The sequence below is a fragment of the Nocardia sp. NPDC050718 genome (assembly GCF_040654235.1).
Classification (GTDB): Bacteria; Actinomycetota; Actinomycetes; order Mycobacteriales; family Mycobacteriaceae; genus Nocardia.
The window spans coordinates 61,490-78,148 of record NZ_JBFAHQ010000010.1 but is presented as its reverse complement, the minus strand read 5'-3'; the positions used below and the strand labels follow the sequence as shown (position 1 = coordinate 78,148).

The following is a 16,659-nucleotide window of genomic DNA, read 5'->3' as shown; positions in this document are numbered from 1 at the left end:
GGGGCATGAGTGCCGGTGCGGTGGCTGCCTGTTGTGCCGCGATGGTGGGGGGCATGAGTGCCGGTGCGGTGGCTGCCTGGTGCCCCGCGATGGTCGACGGCGGCGGGACTGCCGGTGCCAGGGAAAGTCCGTCCTCGACGGCAGGTGTCGGATCCACAGGATGCGGAGTCGGCTGTCGCGTAGGCAGGGTCGGTTGCCCGGAGACCGCCGCCGGATAGCCGGTTGTCGGCCGCGCGGCAGCCGTCGGAAATTCGGCAGCTGGTGCCGGGTCCCCGATCCGGAAACTGTCCGCCTCCGAGTAGCTGTCCGCCGGCACCGCGGCCGCAGGGGGATGGTCGGCCGCTGATCGTGCGGCCGTTGCTTCGGAACTGACTGTCGACAGGCCACCACGTACCGGGATCGCGTCCATCGAGCGAGGCTCGGTTGCCGACCTCTCGGCCGTTGCGCGAGCATCGGCCGCCGCGAGGGCACCTCGCATCGGCATCATGGCTTCCGAAGGGAATCCGGTTGCCGGTCCTGCGGCCGATCCTCGGGGATCGGCCGCCCAGACTGCACCCGCCGTCGGCATCGCCGCCCCTGGCCGAGGTTCGGCTGCCGGTCTCGCGGATGCCCCGAAGCCGGCGGCCTGCGAAGAGGCCGCCGAGGACGGCTCGCCTGCCGATCCTGCGGCCGGAGTCGGAGGATGAGCCGTCGACAGGGCGCCGACGATCGGCATCGCGACCGCCGAAGATGACTCGATCGCTGCTCCAGCAGCTGCTCGGCGATCGGCCTCCCACGGTGCACCGGCGGTCGGCATCGCCGCCCCTGACGGAGGTTCGGCTACCGATCTCGCAGATGGCCCGAAGTCGGCGGCCTGCGGCGCGGCCACCGAGGACGGCTCGGCTGCCGATCGTGCGGCCGGAGTTGGGGAATGAGCCGTCGGCAGGCCGCCGGCGATCGGCATCGCGGCCGCCGAAGGAGGCTCGGTCGCTGCTCTGGTGGTTGCTCGGGGATCGGCCGCCAGGGCACTGACTGCCGGTACGGCGGATGCTGCCCAGGGGTCGGCTGTCGGCATCGCGGATGATGCGCGCGGATCTCGTGCCGACATGGGGGCTGCTATCCGGGGATCGGTAGCCGGAATAGCGGTAGCTGCCAGGGGATCGGTTGCCGAAATGGCGCGAGCCGCCGCCGGATCGGTTGCCGGATGGGCGTTGGCAGGCAGGGGATCGGTTGCCGAAATGGCTGCCGCCGGGTGGTCGACTGTCCGCATCGCGGCCGGTGCCGACAGGTGCGGGGTGGGCGCGACATCCGGCTGAGCGTCGGCCGCCGAGAACACGTACCCCGCCGGGGGACCGGCCGCCAGCATCGCGGCCGTGATCGCCGGCGTGGGCGGCATGGTGACCGGCGCGAACGGAGTGTGCGCGCTGGCCGCCCGGATCGACGGCGCCGCGGTCGACGAGGGCGGCGCCACGAACGGTGCGGGGTCGGGCGCCGGGAAGGTGGTCAGCTCGACGACGAGTTCGTTGAAATCCGGTGTGCCGGGCCCGGTACTGCACCACAGCGTCGACGAGCCGCCCGGATACAGGTCGATGACCATGCCGTAATTGCCGGTCCAGGACTGCTGGGTCCCCGAGCCGACCGCCCAGACCGGCGTGAGCGTGAACAGCGGTTCCGGCCCCTCCGCGGTGACCGTGATGTCGACCCCGTCGGCGAGCGCGTCGTACCAGATGTCGACGCCCTGCAACGTTTTCCCGTTCAGGTGCACATACCCGCCCTGCACGGTCAGCCCGAGGCCGAGCCCGGACACCTCGGGCGGCGGCATCACCGACACCGCGCGCAACCGCACCGCCGTCGTCCCGGCCGGCAACGCCTCGGCGTACATCGGATACACCTCGGCGCCGCACCAGTCGATCGGGTCGGCGCTGGTGTAGCGCTGTTCGAGCGGGATCGGGTCGCCGAAAGGTTGCGCGCCGGGATGATTCATCGGTGCAGCCCACCCTTTCCGCGTTCGACCCCCACGCGGCGCCTGACGCTGGCCGCGGTTGCGCGCTACACCGTACTCGCCCCTACGCGATACCGCGACCCTTTCCGCGCAACGCCCTGGCGAACCCGCTGACCTGCGCCCGGATCCCGGATCCGAAGCCTCGGCAACGATTTTCGGCGAGCGAGGTTCCCGCCGCGTCCGTCAGACGGCGACCGACTCGCCGATCTCCTCCTCGACCGCGGCGGACGCCACCGGCTTCGGCGTGTTGCGGGCGTCGTGACGACCCGCGACGACGAGCAGCACGCCCACGGCGAGCCACGCGAACCGACCGAGCAGCCGTGTCCCGAACCCGGTAGCGGTGTCGAAGTGCAGCAGGGTCCGCAATCCCTCGACGAAGTCGGCGCGCTCGAGCGGCTCGGCTATCTCACCCGCGAGGTCGACCCGGGCAACCGGCGCAACCATCTCCTGCACGCTGCCGAGGCGGCCCGGGCCGTGGCGCGCGCGGCCGAGCAACGCCGTCGCGAGGCCTTCGCCGACCGTTTCGCGGACTGGACCGACGCCGACGTCGCGACGCCGGCGAGCCTCCTGACCCGCTACAACCGGGACGACTGAACGCGTCGCATCGTCGGCTCCGGAATCGCTCCGACCAGCCCGATCGGGCATCCCGCTGGCTATTGCGCGGGTCACCGCCGCCGACGGGCGATGGCGCGGCGCGGCACGTGAGTCGGTATAGTCGCCGCGGATGAGTAGTGACACCACCCACCCCGTGCGGCAGCCCTCCCCACGCCCGATCAATCGAGCATGGTGGCTGGTGCCGGTGCTGCTCACCGTCGTCTCGATCGTGTGCGTGCGCGTCCCGCTCTGGCCGTTCGAGCAGTACTCCGGCGGCTTCATCGACCTGCAGGTGTATCGCCTCGGCATCGAGGCCATGCGCGACGGCGCCGACATGTACGGCCAGCTGCCCAAGACCTCCATCGGGATCGGCCTGCCGTTCATCTATCCGCCGTTCGCCGCCATCGCGCTCGCGCCGTTCGCGCTGCTGCCCTGGGGAGTGGCCAAGATCCTCTACGTCGTGGCCTCGATCGCCGCGCTCGCCTGGACGCTGTTCCTGGTCGCCCGGCGCTACCACCGCGACAACCGCCAGGCCGCGCTGCTGGTGACCGCGTGCGCGCTGCCCGCCGCGATGCTGCTGGAACCGGTGCGCTCGACCATCGACTTCGGTCAGGTCAACCTGCTGCTGATGGTGCTGGTCGCCACCGACTGCCTGCTGCCCAAGACCCGCTACCCGCGCGGCATGCTGATCGGCCTGGCCGCCGCCATCAAGCTGACGCCGGCCGCGTTCGTGCTGTTCTTCCTGGTCCGCAAGGACTACAAGGCCGCCGCCACCGCCGCGGCCACCGGCGCCGTCGCCACCATCGCCTCGTTCGCGCTGCTGCCTGGCGAATCCACCCGCTACTGGTTCGGCGGCCTCGGCAACGTCTCCGGCCTGAGCGGCTCGGCCTTCCACACCAACCAGTCCATCCAGGCCGTGCTGGCCCGCCTGCACATCACCGGGCTGCCCTTCGACGCCCTCTGGCTGGTCCTGGGCGCCCTGCTGCTGGTGCTCGTCGTCGCCGCGATGCGCAAGGCCGCCGACGCCCCCGCGATCGCGCTGGCCCTCAACGCGGTCTTCACCCTGCTGCTCTCGCCGATCTCGTGGTCGCACCACTGGGTGTGGATCGCGCCCGCCCTGCTCGCCATCGTCTGCCACGCGCGCACCCTGCCCATCGCCAGCGCGCGCGGCTGGTACGCGACGGCGGTCGTGGTGGCCGCGGTCTTCGTCATCGCGCCGCACAGCTTCCTGCCCGACGGCGAACACCGGGAGACCTCGTGGGCGTGGTGGCAACACGTCGTCGGCGACACCTATGTGTGGCTGGCGGTCGGCCTCGTCGTGCTGTTCCTGGTCACCGGTCGCCACACCGCCACTGCGTCGACGGCCGAGCCCGCCGTCGACGCGGAGCCCGCACGCGCCGGCTGAGCCGGTGACGTAGGGGCCCTGAACGGCTCACACAGCGTCGAACGCGGCCGCCTTGGCCTGGATGTAGGCGACGTACCGCACGGTGAACACCATCGGCACCGCGAACGTCAGCGCGTGCGCGAGCGTCCGCGGCCAGGTGTCGGCGTGCGCCAGTGCCGCCAGCAGCACCGCGCCGACCGCGAAGCTCGCCGTCCACACCGCGGTGAGCACATACGCCGTCCGCACGAACAGCGGCTCCGCCCAGACCTCCTGCGGTGTGGTCTGTTTCGCGATCCCGAGGGTGAACGGCATCCCGACGGCCAGCGAGACACCGGCGATCAGCGCCAGCGCGGTGTGCGAGAGCGCGGGGGAGTAGGCGTGTAATCCGGTGTCGGGATCGCTGAACGCCAGCGCGGTCAGCCCCACGAAGAACGCCAGCGTCCCGATCTCGATGATCAGCGCGTCGAACCCGGCCCCACTCCGCCTGCGCACCACCAGCTCGGCGAGCGCGAGCACGGCGGCGGCGAGCGCCGCCCACTGCCAGTACGAGCCGGGAACCAACGCGTAGACGATCCACGGAGCAAAGGTGCGCAGGTAGGACATGGTGACTCCCTGAGTACGCGAGAAGCGCGACATTCCAATTCAGACAGGTCGAAATTAGAGGTTCCTACTTCGACATGTCAAGAGTGGAATGTAAGGTGAGAGGCATGAGCCTCCGTCACGCCCTGCTCGGCCTGCTCGCCGACCGCCCCGCCAGCGGCTACGACCTGATCCACCGCTTCAAGGAATCCCTCGCCAACGTCTGGCCCGCCACCCAGAGCCAGATCTACACCGAGCTCACCAAGCTCGCCGACACCGGCAAGATCACCGTCTCCGACGAGGGCCCCCGCGGCCGCAAGGAATACACGATCACCCCCGACGGCCGTGCCGACCTCCACCACTGGCTCACCGAAGTCGCCCCCAAACCGATCACCCGCAACGAAACCCTCCTGCGCGTCTTCTTCCTCGACGCCCTCACCCCCGCCGAAGCGATCACCTACCTCACCACCCTCGAGGCCCGCTCCGCGACCGCCCTCGCTGAACTCGGCATCCTCGAATCCGCGGTCGACTGGACCGCCAACCCCTTCTCCACCAACGGCCACATCGCCCTCGAGTGGGGCAAGCGCTTCTACCGCATGAACCAGGAGTGGGCAGAGTGGGCAAAACAGCAGGTCACCTAGGCGATTTGGATTCCGTCACCGCGTCGGATAATCTTTTGGCACACCAGCAAGTCCGGGTGGCGGAATGGCAGACGCGCTAGCTTGAGGTGCTAGTGCCCGTATTAGGGCGTGGGGGTTCAAGTCCCCCTCCGGACACGTTCTTTACACACACGGATGGTATCGCTTCGGCGATACCATCCGTGTTTTGTCGTTATAGGTCAGTTTCAGGCCGAGGTTCCGATACGTCTGATGCTTGTCGGCGGGATCGGCTCGGCGGAGGGCGTTGAGTAGCCCGCGCAGGATCCGGTCCGGGATGCTACGAGCTGCGGATCGGTCCCGGCCTCCGGCGCCTGTCGATAGATCTCAAGTTTTCGGTTCTGTTCGGTGAGGGCGCGTCGGGTCGCCTCGACATCGGGACTGTCAGATGGTTGCGCTTCGGCGAGGGTTGCCGGCGAGCGTTCACTGCCTACACGCCGAGCTACCGGAAACAGTGACTCCCGGTAGCTCGGCCTCGGTCTCCTCGCAGGTTCACCTGGCGGCCGACTCCCGCTTCGGGTACGACTGGAGGCGAGCAGAGGGGGAGACTGTGCGGGAATCGAAGAACGCGACGTCGGTCGGTGAACGGGTGGGTGAGCGACGAGTGCGCTCCACGGAGGAATGGCTGTCCTACTTCCAGCAGAATGCGCTCCAGCAGCGCGAGATTCCGTGGCAATCGAACGGTGTCGGGGCATCTCCAGCCGAGATGGCACCCCTTCGCCGGTCGCTGCAAGCCTGGCAGCTCGGCGAAACATCGGATGGGCGACATCTGGCGGCGTCCGCGGACCGGTTCGCCGCTGCCACCGACGATCCCGCGTACCGCGATGTCATCGATCTGTTCATCCGTGAGGAGCAACGTCACGGCGCGCTGCTGGGCCGGATCTTGGACGATGCGGGAATCCCACGGCGACAGGCTGATTGGGGTGACACGCTCTTTCGCCGACTTCGGTACAGCATCATCGACATCGAGGTCTGGACCACCCCGGTGGTCATGGTCGAAGTTCTGGCGATGGTCTATTACAACGCGATTCGCCGGGCGACCGGCTCACCGGTCCTGCGTGCGGTCTGCGCCCAGATCCTGGCCGACGAGGTGCCCCACGTGCGGTTGCAATGTGAGCGACTCGCGGTACTGCTGCGCAACCGATCGCGTACCCGCTTCCGCTGCACCATGGTCGTCCACCGTGCCCTGTTCCTCGCGGTCATGCTCCTGGTATGGGTCGGCCACCACCGCGCGCTCCGCGCCGGCGGGTACACATGGCCGCATTACCGCCGAGCTGCCTACGCCAAGATGAACCGCGCGTGGCGACGGATGGATCCGCAATGCTACGTCTGGACCTGATGCAGCCCAGTATGTTTCGCTGAGGGCAGTACATAGGGAAAATGGTCCGAGCGGTCCGATTCTGCGCGTTGGAGTCCCCGGAGACCATGGCAGGGCAGCACGAGATACGCCGATACATTCAATGGCCAGCCCTACAAGACGAGGTCGCAGCGGCAGCTCCGAACGGACCCTGCGGTAGAGCGGTAACCGCACCCGGCGCAGCGGCTGACCGCGCGGCACCGCAGGTTGTCATCGATCCCCACGACGACAACCTGGCATTGTGGCTTCTTCCTTCAGAAAGCATCGGGGCGGGCACGGCACGGCCCGCCCCGGTCGATGCGGCGGGCCGTGCGAACGCGCTCTGCCCCATCAGCCACCGAAGTCGGCTCGGTGATCGGTGATCCAGTCGGTGAGGGTGCGCCCTGGCCTGCCGGTCACGGAGGTGACGGGACGCACCTGGTCGGGCACGGTGAGGGTGTCGCGCCAATAGTCGAGCAGCATCTTCATGATCGGCTGCGGGATGAACTGCGCTGTCTCGCTCACGAACTCGTCGGCGGTGATCTCGACCAGGGGGATCTCACGGCCGATCACGGCACCGATGGCGGTGACCTGTTCGGTGCGCGTCAGTGCCTGGGGACCGGTGATCACGACCGTTTCCCCGATGTAGTCGTCGGACAGCAAGGTCTCGGCCGCGGCTTCCGCGATGTCGTATTCGTGGACCGGTGCTTGCGCGGATCCCAGGTACGGCGCCCGGATCGGTGCGCCCGAGCGGATCTGCCAGGCCCAGGAGAGCAGGTTGTTGGCGAAGGTTCCGGGACGCAGGATCGTCCAGGCGTCTGTGCGGTCGGTGACGGCGGCTTCTACGGCGCTGTGGTGCCGCTGGCTGGCCGATCCTCGGTCGCGCGGGAACTCCATCGCCGCCGCCAGCGAGGAGAGGACCGTGAAGCGGTGCACGCCGGCGGCCACGGCTGCCTGGACGAACACGTCCACGCCGTCTACCGGAAAGACGAAGGCTCGATCTACGCCCTCGAACACCTGCGGGCCGAGGGTCGAGGCATCGGCGAGATCGCCCGCGACGACCTCGACACTCTCGGGCAGGTTCGCGTCCTCGGGCTTGCGGGTCAGCGCGCGGACCGACGCGCCGCGCGCGACGAGGGTGGCGACGAGGTGGCGGCCGACGGAGCCCGTCGCGCCGGTGACGAGGATGGTCATCGTTGCGTTCCTTTGCTGTGGTGCCGGGGTTGATACGTCCATACTGGTTGGTGATTAGGTCATAATCTGTCCACAATTTCGGAAAGGTGGTGGGATGGAGTCCACCTCGGTCGAACGCGCGTTCCGGCTGCTCGAGCTGCTGCAGACCCGCCGCTCGTGGCCGGGTACGGAGCTGGCCGAACGCCTCGGCGTCCCGGGCCGGACGTTGCGTCGCGACATCGAGCGACTACGCGGGCTTGGCTACCGGATCGCCGCGCAACGCGGTCCGGTCGGGGGTTACCGCCTCGCCACCGGAAGCGACCTACCGCCACTGGTTTTCACCGCCGACGAGGCGCTCGCGCTCGCCGCCGCACTCGCCTCGTCCGCGGCGAACGGCTCGGCAGGCGGAAGCGAATTGGCGCTGACCGCGCTGGCCAAGATCGAGCAGGTACTCCCCGCTTCGATCACCCGCCGCATGCGGGCACTGCGCTCGTCCATGGCACTCGGGGATGCCGCCGGGGTGACACCCGGGGCCTATCCGGCACCGCTGGACGCCGGAATTCTCGGCGTTCTCGCCCTGGCTTGCCGCGACTCCGAGCAAGTTCGACTGCGATACATGAATACCGTCGGGACGGAGGCGGGCACCGACTCCGTGCGCCGAATCGAACCCGTCGCCTTGGTGCCGCGCGGCTCTCGGTGGTACCTCATCGGCCGCGACCTCGAGCGTGGCTGGCGGGTCCTGCGTGCCGACCGGATCACCCGCGCCGATCCGACCGGTCTGCGATTTCCCCCGCGTACGGTTCCCGGCGGCGATCCCGGGGCGTTCTTGGCCGCCCAACTGGGAGCGCCGCCACGCCAGCACGCCGCCACCATCCTGATCCACGCCCCGATCGACCAGGTGCAGGCCTACATGGGCGGTTTCGCCACCGACTTCTCACCGGCCGTCCTCCCCTCGGGCGAGCCAGGGACGCATTGGTGCATCGCCGATACGCGCCTCGAGACGCTGGCTGGTGGACTGCTGTGGGTGCGTTGGCCTTTCGAGGTGGTCGACTCACCTGAGTTGGTCGCGCTGCTGCGGGACCGAGCTGCCGCGTTCGCGGCCGCGGCGGGGCCTTGAAGCCTCCGTCCCGATCCCGCACCACCCTCGAGAATCGGATTGCGCGCCGTGGTCGGCACTCGGCGTGGGGGCAGTGCGTTGGCTCGGACAGAGCAGGTGCTACAGCTCGGCCGTCAATGGATGCGTTGACGCGGTCGAGATCGTGGACTACCCGCGGCGGTCATTTCACGCGCGAAGTGACCGCCGCTCCGAGAGGGGAACTGCGGGTACCCCCGACAACGGGACTCTGTCGCCGCACAACGAATCGCTGAACAGTGGGTGAGGCATGACGTCGGCCTCCAGCGCGGACGGCCCCAGCTGCTACCTGAAGGGAACATCCCTATGAGCATCGACAACATCGTCTCGGCCACGGTACGGACGCCGTACTGGGATATCGCCGCGAACATCTACCTGCCGCCGGGGTTCGACGAGACCCGGAAGTATCCCGTCGTCATCACCGCCCATCCGATCGGTAGCTGCAAAGAACAGACCTCGGGGAATGTCTACGGAACGGCACTCGCCGACGCGGGCTACGTCGCCGTCGCCTTCGACGCCAGCTACCAGGGCGCCAGCGGTGGTGAGCCCCGATTCATCGAAGATCCCACGCAGCGCGTGCAGGACTTCAGCTACGTCATCGACCACCTCGTCACCCTCCCGTACGTCGACACGGACCGGATCGGAGTGCTCGGAATCTGTGGTGGGGGAGGGTACTCCATCAGCGCCGCGACGACCGAACGGCGAATCAAGGTCGTCGGCAGCGTCGTCGGCGTGAACTTCGGCCACCTGCTCCATGAAGCTTTCAGCGGGTATGACCCGATCGTGGCCTTGGAGGCGATCGCAGCCCAGCGCACGGCCGAAGCCCGTGGCGCCGATCCGGTTGTCGAGAACCTGCTCCCGCCCTCGGTGGCGGCCGCCGAGGGACTCGACATCGACGTGGTCGAGGCAACCGAGTACTACAAGACCTCCCGCGGCGAGCAGCCTCATGGTGCGACTCGCAGCATGATCTCGCGGCGCGCCGCGGGATACGGCTGGGACGCGTTCACCCATGCGGAAGTGCTGCTCACGCAGCCGCTGTGCGTCGTCGTCGGCGACAAGCCGGGCGCGTTCGGCTCCTATCGGGACGGACTCGAGATCTACCGCCGCGCCCGGTCCGAGAAGAAGCAGTTGGTCGTGGCCGAGGGGTACTCACACTACGACCTCTACGACCGCCCCGAGCCGGTGAAGATCGCCCTCGACGCGCTGATTCCCTTCTTCGATGCCAACCTCTGAATCGCGCACCGAATGCTCGCCCGGAGCGTGCCTCCACGCTCAACGGGTGCTCCGGTCACGAACATGGCGAGCCGAAATCTAGGCGAACAGCGCTTCTAGCCGGCCTCGTTCAGCTGCGAACCCCACCACCAGCAGAACCCGAAAGGCCCGGCCACCCACAGAGTGTGAGGGTGGCCGGGGCCTTCGTCGTGCTTCGACCGGTAGTGAGCTGCCCGGTCGCGGCTCGCTTGTCCGCGACTAGCGCAGAGTCAACCGACGCAATCCGTGGACAGCGATCGCGACCTCACGCAAGCCCGCTGCGCTGCCAGTACGGAGCACCACGACTATGCACAGCGTCATGTAGCAGATGAAACACAGCGAACCAAGCAAGGCAATTTCGAACACACCGACTCCTTCAGTGGCGCAGATCAAAGATGGGTGTGCCTCAAACAGGCGTCTACTTGCCGATTGGGCACCCGGAATCAGGATGCAGCCCCATCCAGAAGTTGCAGACCAACACAGACCCACAACCTGGAGTGCGCCGCACTCGAAGCGGCACACTCCGTGCGCTCTACCGACGCGGCCGTGCCAGATGCGATAACCCCCCGTAGTGGGCTGTACAGCATGAGGATCAACGTGGCGTCGCGAATATGTCAGACTGGGTTGCCCTCCAACGGCTTTCGATGGGACCCCTTGCCGATCATCATCCCGAAGGTCCTCTCGGGGCGCAACCAGACATTTCGAGCCGGCCCAGAGGTTTGGGGTGCAGGCCCAGCGATTCCGCTGCCGTCGCGGGTCAATCCCCGAACGAATAAGGGCCGAACCGGCCCCAAGCCACGAAGGCGGCCAGGACGAGCAAGACGATGTTCACCGCGACGAACGGGTATTCCTGTCGCCGCTGATGAACCACGATCGCGCCTGCCATCACGAAGATCAGGCCGACCGCGGCCAACGGTGTAAGGACGGTGGCGATGCCGAGTGCTGCGGGCACGATGAGCCCCACGGCACCGAGAAGTTCCAGCGCTCCGATCGCTTTGATGGTTCCCGGTTCGAAGTTCTCGACCCAGCCCATGCCGGACTCGGCGAGCTTGCTTTTGGACTGCGCGAGTTTCAGTACGCCCGACATGGTGAACACGGCGGCCAGGAACGCGGCGACGATCCATAGTGCGATGTTCATGAAGGCACCTCTTTCTCGTGTCACTGACAGGCCGTGTGCCATTCTGCTGGTCGAGGGGTTCAGCACGGTGGATTAGCGACACGGATTGTTCGGCGCGGTCGGCAGTCGGATCGTGGAGTTGGTTGCGCCGGCGGGGGAGCTAGCTCGCTGCGTGCCGATCAGGCGACGGCCTGGTTGTAGGCGTCGACAATGTCTGCGGCGATGCGGCCGCGCGCGGAGACTTTATGTCCGTTTTCCGCGGCCCAGGTGCGGATCGCGGAGAGATCGCTGCGGCTGCGCGCCGTCTTGGCCGGTGCGGGAGCGTTTCGACTGGTCGACTTGGCTGTGCGGCCGGTCTTGCGGGCGTGCGGAACCCATTGCTCCAAGGTGGTCCGGAGCTCGGTGGCGTTGCTGTCGGAGAGGTCGATTTCGTAGAGTGCGCCATCGATACCGAAAGTGACCGTTTCTGTAGCAGGGGTGGTGCCGTCGATGTCGTCGACGAGGTCGACTACCACTTTGCGCGCCATGCGGGAGTTCCTGTCTGGTCGAAATGGTCCGGCGCTGCCGCCGGGTGGAGGGAGCATTATCAATGACTATCTCACGCCCGCGCTTTTCCCGTGGACCGCAGTTTCGGTAATCGACCGGGAGGGTGTCGATCCCGATCGGCATACACCACAGCAATTCCGCGAACTCGAGCCGAATCGCACCGCTTTGCTGTCGATCGACTCAGGCTCGGCGCGTCTTGTCTGTTGTTGGTCACATGCCCGTTCTGAGTGTCTCTTCGGCGGTCACAATGAACGGATGCAGGTGTTCATTGCCGAGTCCGAGATCCGGTTCACGGACTACCCGTTCGTGGGCGCTTCGGTGTACCCGCACGGGACGGTCGCGGCCGACCAGATCCGTGATGTCGACCCGGCCGCGTTGCCGCCGGAAGTCCGTACTGTGGGCGGCGAGACGTTGTTCGTCAGCGCCGTGGATCGGTCCGCGTTGGCGGAGTTCTGCTCGCGCAACGTACTCCCGGTCCGCAGCCGTCCCGACATCTGGGCTGATCTGCTCGAACCTTTCCTCGACACCGCACTCGACGCCGACGCCGAACGGTCCACCGAGGACCGGCTGCACCGTCTGGGTTTGTCCCCGACGGAGATCATCGAGATTCGCGGTCGGGTCGAACGGGCGATGATGTCGTACAACTTCGACAGCATGCTGTGGGAATGGGTGCACCTCGGGCTCTACGATCTGCTGTCCGCCGCGGGTGGTACGGGGACTCGTCGCGCGGCCAGGGCGACGTTGGGTGATCCGGCCTTGCTGTACGAGTGGGCGATGCGGATCGCCGATCGGTCGACCGAACGTCACTAATGCGCGACTGCGTGCGTGGGGCCGTCTCGCTGCCCTTCCGCAGTCATCAGCTCGGACACGCGGGTTTCGCGATGACCTGATGGATGTCCTCGTAGAGGACATCGCCCGGACTTCCGGAGCGCAAGCGAGCCCACCTCACCCCGTGCGCGTCGAGAATCGCCGTGTAACCCTCTATGCGAGAGATCATTTCAGTGGCCGAGGCCTTGAACCAGGCTGTGGCACCCGGATGCGCCCAAAGATCGTAGACGGAAGGGTCTGCAACGCTTGGGTCGATGAGATTGGCCTTGTACCAGGCATTTTCGCGCTGACGGAATCGCTCTTGAACGGCGGTCAGGTGACCCGCCGATGCCAGCCCGTTCACGAGGGCGAACACTCCTGGAAACCAGCCGTGGCGATTAGGCACCACCGCTTGGAAGCGGATGAACAGCCGATCGGCACGGCTACAACGGGCACAGCACTTCGCACTCCGGGCAACGCTTGTAATCACTCCACACAGGATCCGACCATGGCATACCCGGAACGACGAATCGTCTGGTCGTTCCGCAAACGGGTACACGCCGGGGCGGAGCCGCAGCATGCGCGAGCGGTTCGCCCTCCTCCCTGACGAATCGCACACCGGCATACGGGTTGTCCGGGTCATCACTGCCCTCGTTCACCGCGCGATAGATAAACGAGTAGACCGCCTCGTACTCCACACATCGAGCCTATTCGAGAACACGCCCGCGCAACCGCGGCGAGGTTGCTCCGCCGCCACATCCGAGTTGTCCTGCGTCGGGATACCGTCGCGGTCGGTCTGAGCCCTGGCAGGCTGATGCCTCGACAGCGGAAGCTTTCGACGCCAATTTCTGCCCCGCACGGTCGCCGACAGGACGCCCACGTGGTCTACGCATCCTCGGTGCCACCGAGGGCTCATCGTTGTCGCTTAGGCGCCCGGTACGGTGCGGCGCAACCATTCGGTGCGAGTTCGACGGGCGGCCGCGGACAGGCCGGCTTCGGGGAACAGCGCGTCGAAACCGTGGAATCCGCCCGCCCAGATATGGAGTTCGGCCTGGCCGCCCGATGCCCAGATGCGGCTGGCGAATTCGACGTCCTCGTCGCGGAAGACTTCGGCTGATCCCGCGTCGATATAGGTGGGTGGTAGGCCGGAGAGATCGTCGGCAAGGGCGGGGGAGATGTAGGCGGGGACCTGAGCATCGGGGAGCGCGGCCAGCAGGGCGTTCCAGGCGAAGGTGTTGGTTTCGTGGGTCCAGACGGTGGGCTCGCCCGAGTACTGCCAGCTGGAGGTGCTGGTGTTGCGGTGGTCGAGCATCGGGCAGCTGAGGATCTGCGCGGCGATGGGTGGGCCGCCGAGATCGCGGGCCATGAGGGTGGTCCCGGCGGCGAGTCCGCCCCCGGCGCTGGTGCCCGCTGTGACGATGCGGTGCGGGTCGATGCCGAGTTCGTCGGCATGGTCGGCGACCCACCGCAGCCCGTCGTAGCAGTCCCGCACGGGGATGATGCCGCCGTATTCGGGGGCGAGGCGGTAGTCGACGGTGACCACGACGGCGCCGATCGCGTCGAGCCACTCGAGTGGGATGTCCAGTTGAGAGAACCGGTCGCCCATGATCATGCCGCCACCGTGCATCCAGTACACGCACGGTGCGGTGGTGGTGGTGTGGGGTGTCAGGACGGTCATCGGGATGTCGTAGCCGTCGGTGCCTGGCACGTGGACCTCGCGGCGATGGATCTGACGGTCTGCCAGCAGGGTCTCGAGCGGTGTGGCGGGAATCTGCCGTAGCTGCGTCAGGATCTCGGAGGTGATCTCGGGGATGAGCGGCATGTCGGTGATCAGGGTGCCGAGTTCGGGGTCGAGGGCGGGGCGGGCCGGTGATTTCATCGGAATCCTTTGTGGTGGTGGGTGATCGGGGTCAGAAGGCGGCTTTGCCGCCGACGGGGACGTAGTCGGTATAAGGGCCTTCCGCTGCGACGAGTTCGCCGACCTCGGCGACCAATGCTTGGGCTGCCGCGCCGGCGAAGAGCCGGTGATGGTGTTCCTCGCTGGTCCAGCCCTCGGTGACGTGCACCAGATCGGGGTCCGACGACGAACGGCAGACCAGATACACCAGGCAGTGCTCGCTGGCGCCGGGATTGCCGGCGTCGAGACCGGTCAGCAGCACCTCGACCAACCGGTCGGCCATTCCCGGCTTGGCGGTCAGCAGGGCATTGAATCCATATCCGATGTTCATTTCGACTCCTTCGGTTCTTGTGTGATCCTCCCGATCTGTGTCTTTCACATGTGGTGTCGGGAGGAAGTGATGTTCTAATTCAAGCTGCTGGACATGCTCGAACGGTAGGAAGATCGTCCTGGAGATTTGCCTGATACTCCGATCTTCTGGAGGACTGATACAGCGGCGTGGTGTCATCGATGCATGAGCATCGACGAACTCGGCGCGCTGCTGTCCAGGCATGTGCGCGCCGACGAGACCACCGCGATCGAGGGTCTGCACATCGCGGCCGTGCAGCGGTCGGGCCCGCCGGAGACGCAGATGTCGGGGACCGTGCTGGCTGTGCTTGCTCAGGGCGCCAAGCGTCTCGCGGTCGGTGCGGAGATGCTCGAATATCGACCGGGCGATTACCTCATCACCTCGCTGGACCTGCCGGTCACCGGCTCGTTCATCGGTGCGAGCCCGGAGACGCCTGCGCTCGGGCTCGCGTTGGTCCTGGACCCGATCGCGATCGCCGATCTGCTTCTGGACGCGGGCGCGGGCGAGCTGCCGCGCCCACAGCGCAGGACTGTGCCCGCGGTCGCGGTCGGCAGCCTGACCGCTGAACTCCTCGATGCCCTGACCCGCCTCGTTCGATTGCTCGACCACCCGCGCGACCAGGCGGCCTTGGCGCCATTGATCACACGGGAGATCTTGTGGCGACTGATCACCGGCGAGCAGGGCGAGGCCGTGCGTCAGCTCGGGCTGGCCGAGAGCGGCTTGCACCACATCGGCCGGGCGGTGCGCTGGATCCGGGATCACTATGACGAGCCGTTCCGTGTCGACGACCTGGCTCGTCTGTCCGGGATGAGTTCCTCGGCGTTCTATCGCAATTTCCAGATCGTCACCGCGCAGAGCCCGATCCAGTTCCAGAAGCACATCCGGCTCCAGCAGGCCAGACTGCTGTTGGCGTCGAACTCCCGCGACGTCACCGGCGTGGCCCATCGTGTCGGCTACGACAGCGCGTCACAGTTCAGCCGGGAGTATCGTCGCCTGTTCGGTACCGCGCCCAGTCGCGCGGCCGCGGTATCTCAAACGATTGCTGCCGGATAGTGTTCGGCCCGCACCGCGCGGCGGAACCTCGACCGGTGGGGCGCTTCAGAGCCGCTCGCCACCGGAGACTTCGAGCACCTGTCCGGTGACCCACGCCGCGGCATCGCTGAGCAGGAACGCGATGGCCTGGGCGACGTCGTCGGGTTCGCCGATGCGGCCCAGCGCGATCGCCTCGGCGATGGCCGGGACCAGCTCGGGCATCCTGGAGAAAGCGTCGTCGGCGATTCTCGTCCGCGTCGTTCCGGGCGCCACCGCGTTGACCCGGATTCCGCGGTGCGCGAGCTCTTTCGCCCAGAATGCCGTCACGGTGTGCATGGCACTCTTGTACGCCGCGTAGGCGGAGTATCCGGGAGTCGTGCGGGAGGGCAGGGCGGAGGTGCTGCCGGTGTTGACGATCGCCGCGCCATCGGCGAGCACCGGAAGTAGCTTCTGGGTCAAGAAGTACGGGCCTTTGAACAGCACGTTGTGGAAAGTATCGAAGGTTTCCTCGGTGATATCGGCGAACATCGCCGGGCCGCCGATGCCGGCGTTGTTGACCAGATAGTCGAGTGTGCCGGTGCCCCAACGTGATTCCATCTCGCTCCGCAATCCATCGATGAAGTCGTCGATGCCCTCGACTCGGGCCAGGTCCAGGGGCAGCGCGATCGCTGCGCCGCCCTCGGCCTCGATGTCGGCGACGGTCTGTTCGGCATCGCCGGGGTGCGACCGGAAGGTGGTGACGACTCCGATTCCCCGCCTGGCCAGCAGACGCGCGGTAGCTTGCCCGATACCGGCACTACCTCCGGTGATGAGTGCGATCTTCAT

At 67.2% G+C, this 16,659-nt stretch carries 17 protein-coding genes, 1 tRNA gene and 1 pseudogene; 9 read left to right on the top strand and 10 right to left on the bottom strand.

Annotation, left to right across the window (positions count from 1 at the left end; translation table 11 throughout):
- Both AB0H54_RS30805 and AB0H54_RS30800 read right to left on the bottom strand, forming a co-directional pair.
- Positions 1-1,963, bottom strand: a pseudogene (locus AB0H54_RS30805) (hypothetical protein); the annotation flags it as partial.
- A 201-nt stretch (positions 1,964-2,164) separates the two neighbouring features.
- Positions 2,165-2,347 (bottom strand): hypothetical protein, encoded by a 183-nt coding sequence (locus AB0H54_RS30800; protein ID WP_357350194.1) that lies wholly within the window; start codon positions 2,345-2,347, stop codon positions 2,165-2,167.
- Here AB0H54_RS30800 and AB0H54_RS30795 point away from each other — a divergent pair.
- Both AB0H54_RS30795 and AB0H54_RS30790 read left to right on the top strand, forming a co-directional pair.
- A complete protein-coding gene (locus AB0H54_RS30795) occupies positions 2,330-2,575 on the top strand; it encodes a hypothetical protein (RefSeq protein ID WP_357350192.1) in 246 nt (81 codons plus the stop codon). The two genes, AB0H54_RS30800 and AB0H54_RS30795, sit on opposite strands and share 18 nt — an antisense overlap.
- A gap of 130 nt (positions 2,576-2,705) precedes the next feature.
- On the top strand, positions 2,706-3,980 hold the full coding sequence (locus AB0H54_RS30790) for a glycosyltransferase 87 family protein (RefSeq protein WP_357350190.1): 1,275 nt from the start codon (positions 2,706-2,708) through the stop codon (positions 3,978-3,980).
- 27 nt (positions 3,981-4,007) lie between these two features.
- Here AB0H54_RS30790 and AB0H54_RS30785 read toward each other — a convergent pair whose 3' ends face one another.
- The gene (locus AB0H54_RS30785; protein ID WP_357350188.1) at positions 4,008-4,562 is read right to left on the bottom strand and encodes a hypothetical protein; all 555 of its coding nucleotides are present in this window, start codon (positions 4,560-4,562) and stop codon (positions 4,008-4,010) included.
- A gap of 104 nt (positions 4,563-4,666) precedes the next feature.
- Between AB0H54_RS30785 and AB0H54_RS30780 the strand changes: the two genes are divergently transcribed.
- The 3 genes from AB0H54_RS30780 to AB0H54_RS30770 all read left to right on the top strand — a co-directional run bounded on the left by AB0H54_RS30780 (position 4,667) and on the right by AB0H54_RS30770 (position 6,533).
- Positions 4,667-5,179, top strand: coding sequence for a PadR family transcriptional regulator (locus tag AB0H54_RS30780; protein WP_357350186.1), 513 nt, complete (start codon positions 4,667-4,669; stop codon positions 5,177-5,179).
- Positions 5,180-5,229: 50 nt separating this feature from the next.
- A tRNA-Leu gene (locus tag AB0H54_RS30775) sits at positions 5,230-5,314 on the top strand.
- Positions 5,315-5,744: 430 nt separating this feature from the next.
- Entirely contained in the window at positions 5,745-6,533 is a 789-nt protein-coding gene (locus AB0H54_RS30770) for a ferritin-like domain-containing protein (RefSeq protein ID WP_357350185.1), read from the top strand.
- A gap of 348 nt (positions 6,534-6,881) precedes the next feature.
- On the opposite strand, the gene AB0H54_RS30765 is transcribed toward AB0H54_RS30770, so the two are convergent.
- Positions 6,882-7,724 carry an NAD(P)H-binding protein gene (locus AB0H54_RS30765; protein WP_357350183.1) on the bottom strand — a complete coding sequence of 281 codons (843 nt, stop codon included), beginning with the start codon at positions 7,722-7,724 and terminating at the stop codon, positions 6,882-6,884.
- A 94-nt stretch (positions 7,725-7,818) separates the two neighbouring features.
- Here AB0H54_RS30765 and AB0H54_RS30760 point away from each other — a divergent pair, with 94 nt between their 5' ends.
- Both AB0H54_RS30760 and AB0H54_RS30755 read left to right on the top strand, forming a co-directional pair.
- The gene (locus AB0H54_RS30760; RefSeq protein ID WP_357350181.1) at positions 7,819-8,820 is read left to right on the top strand and encodes a WYL domain-containing protein; all 1,002 of its coding nucleotides are present in this window, start codon (positions 7,819-7,821) and stop codon (positions 8,818-8,820) included.
- Positions 8,821-9,141: 321 nt separating this feature from the next.
- Positions 9,142-10,068, top strand: coding sequence for an alpha/beta hydrolase (locus AB0H54_RS30755; protein WP_357350179.1), 927 nt, complete (start codon positions 9,142-9,144; stop codon positions 10,066-10,068).
- Between the two features lie 775 nt (positions 10,069-10,843).
- Here AB0H54_RS30755 and AB0H54_RS30750 read toward each other — a convergent pair.
- Together AB0H54_RS30750 and AB0H54_RS30745 are read right to left on the bottom strand one after the other, a co-directional pair.
- Positions 10,844-11,224: a DoxX family protein gene (locus tag AB0H54_RS30750; protein WP_357350177.1), complete on the bottom strand. Its 381-nt coding sequence runs from the start codon at positions 11,222-11,224 to the stop codon at positions 10,844-10,846.
- 158 nt (positions 11,225-11,382) lie between these two features.
- Positions 11,383-11,730 carry an Lsr2 family protein gene (locus tag AB0H54_RS30745; protein WP_357350175.1) on the bottom strand — a complete coding sequence of 116 codons (348 nt, stop codon included), beginning with the start codon at positions 11,728-11,730 and terminating at the stop codon, positions 11,383-11,385.
- On the opposite strand from AB0H54_RS30745, the gene AB0H54_RS30740 reads away from it, so the two are divergent.
- Complete coding sequence (locus AB0H54_RS30740; protein ID WP_357350173.1) at positions 11,729-12,559, top strand: hypothetical protein; 831 nt, start codon at positions 11,729-11,731, stop codon at positions 12,557-12,559. The genes AB0H54_RS30745 and AB0H54_RS30740 overlap by 2 nt on opposite strands.
- A 46-nt stretch (positions 12,560-12,605) precedes the next feature.
- Here AB0H54_RS30740 and AB0H54_RS30735 read toward each other — a convergent pair whose 3' ends face one another.
- From AB0H54_RS30735 to AB0H54_RS30725, 3 genes are all read right to left on the bottom strand, one after another.
- Complete coding sequence (locus AB0H54_RS30735; protein WP_357350171.1) at positions 12,606-12,920, bottom strand: hypothetical protein; 315 nt, start codon at positions 12,918-12,920, stop codon at positions 12,606-12,608.
- 561 nt (positions 12,921-13,481) lie between these two features.
- Entirely contained in the window at positions 13,482-14,435 is a 954-nt protein-coding gene (locus tag AB0H54_RS30730) for an alpha/beta hydrolase (protein ID WP_357350169.1), read from the bottom strand.
- Positions 14,436-14,466: 31 nt separating this feature from the next.
- The gene (locus AB0H54_RS30725) at positions 14,467-14,784 is read right to left on the bottom strand and encodes an antibiotic biosynthesis monooxygenase (protein WP_357350167.1); all 318 of its coding nucleotides are present in this window, start codon (positions 14,782-14,784) and stop codon (positions 14,467-14,469) included.
- A 183-nt stretch (positions 14,785-14,967) separates the two neighbouring features.
- Between AB0H54_RS30725 and AB0H54_RS30720 the strand changes: the two genes are divergently transcribed.
- Complete coding sequence (locus AB0H54_RS30720) at positions 14,968-15,855, top strand: AraC family transcriptional regulator (RefSeq protein WP_357350165.1); 888 nt, start codon at positions 14,968-14,970, stop codon at positions 15,853-15,855.
- Between the two features lie 45 nt (positions 15,856-15,900).
- On the opposite strand, the gene AB0H54_RS30715 is transcribed toward AB0H54_RS30720, so the two are convergent.
- A complete protein-coding gene (locus tag AB0H54_RS30715; RefSeq protein ID WP_357350163.1) occupies positions 15,901-16,659 on the bottom strand; it encodes an SDR family oxidoreductase in 759 nt (252 codons plus the stop codon).

Coding starts and splice junctions, on each gene's coding strand:
- AB0H54_RS30765 (WP_357350183.1), bottom strand. CDS start 7,724: ATGACCATCCTCGTCACCGGCGCGACGGGCTCCGTCGGCCGCCACCTC.
- AB0H54_RS30715 (WP_357350163.1), bottom strand. CDS start 16,659: ATGAAGATCGCACTCATCACCGGAGGTAGTGCCGGTATCGGGCAAGCT.
- AB0H54_RS30725 (WP_357350167.1), bottom strand. CDS start 14,784: ATGAACATCGGATATGGATTCAATGCCCTGCTGACCGCCAAGCCGGGA.
- AB0H54_RS30760 (WP_357350181.1), top strand. CDS start 7,819: ATGGAGTCCACCTCGGTCGAACGCGCGTTCCGGCTGCTCGAGCTGCTG.
- AB0H54_RS30730 (WP_357350169.1), bottom strand. CDS start 14,435: ATGAAATCACCGGCCCGCCCCGCCCTCGACCCCGAACTCGGCACCCTG.
- AB0H54_RS30785 (WP_357350188.1), bottom strand. CDS start 4,562: ATGTCCTACCTGCGCACCTTTGCTCCGTGGATCGTCTACGCGTTGGTT.
- AB0H54_RS30755 (WP_357350179.1), top strand. CDS start 9,142: ATGAGCATCGACAACATCGTCTCGGCCACGGTACGGACGCCGTACTGG.
- AB0H54_RS30750 (WP_357350177.1), bottom strand. CDS start 11,224: ATGAACATCGCACTATGGATCGTCGCCGCGTTCCTGGCCGCCGTGTTC.
- AB0H54_RS30740 (WP_357350173.1), top strand. CDS start 11,729: ATGCGGGAGTTCCTGTCTGGTCGAAATGGTCCGGCGCTGCCGCCGGGT.
- AB0H54_RS30720 (WP_357350165.1), top strand. CDS start 14,968: ATGAGCATCGACGAACTCGGCGCGCTGCTGTCCAGGCATGTGCGCGCC.
- AB0H54_RS30745 (WP_357350175.1), bottom strand. CDS start 11,730: ATGGCGCGCAAAGTGGTAGTCGACCTCGTCGACGACATCGACGGCACC.
- AB0H54_RS30780 (WP_357350186.1), top strand. CDS start 4,667: ATGAGCCTCCGTCACGCCCTGCTCGGCCTGCTCGCCGACCGCCCCGCC.
- AB0H54_RS30790 (WP_357350190.1), top strand. CDS start 2,706: ATGAGTAGTGACACCACCCACCCCGTGCGGCAGCCCTCCCCACGCCCG.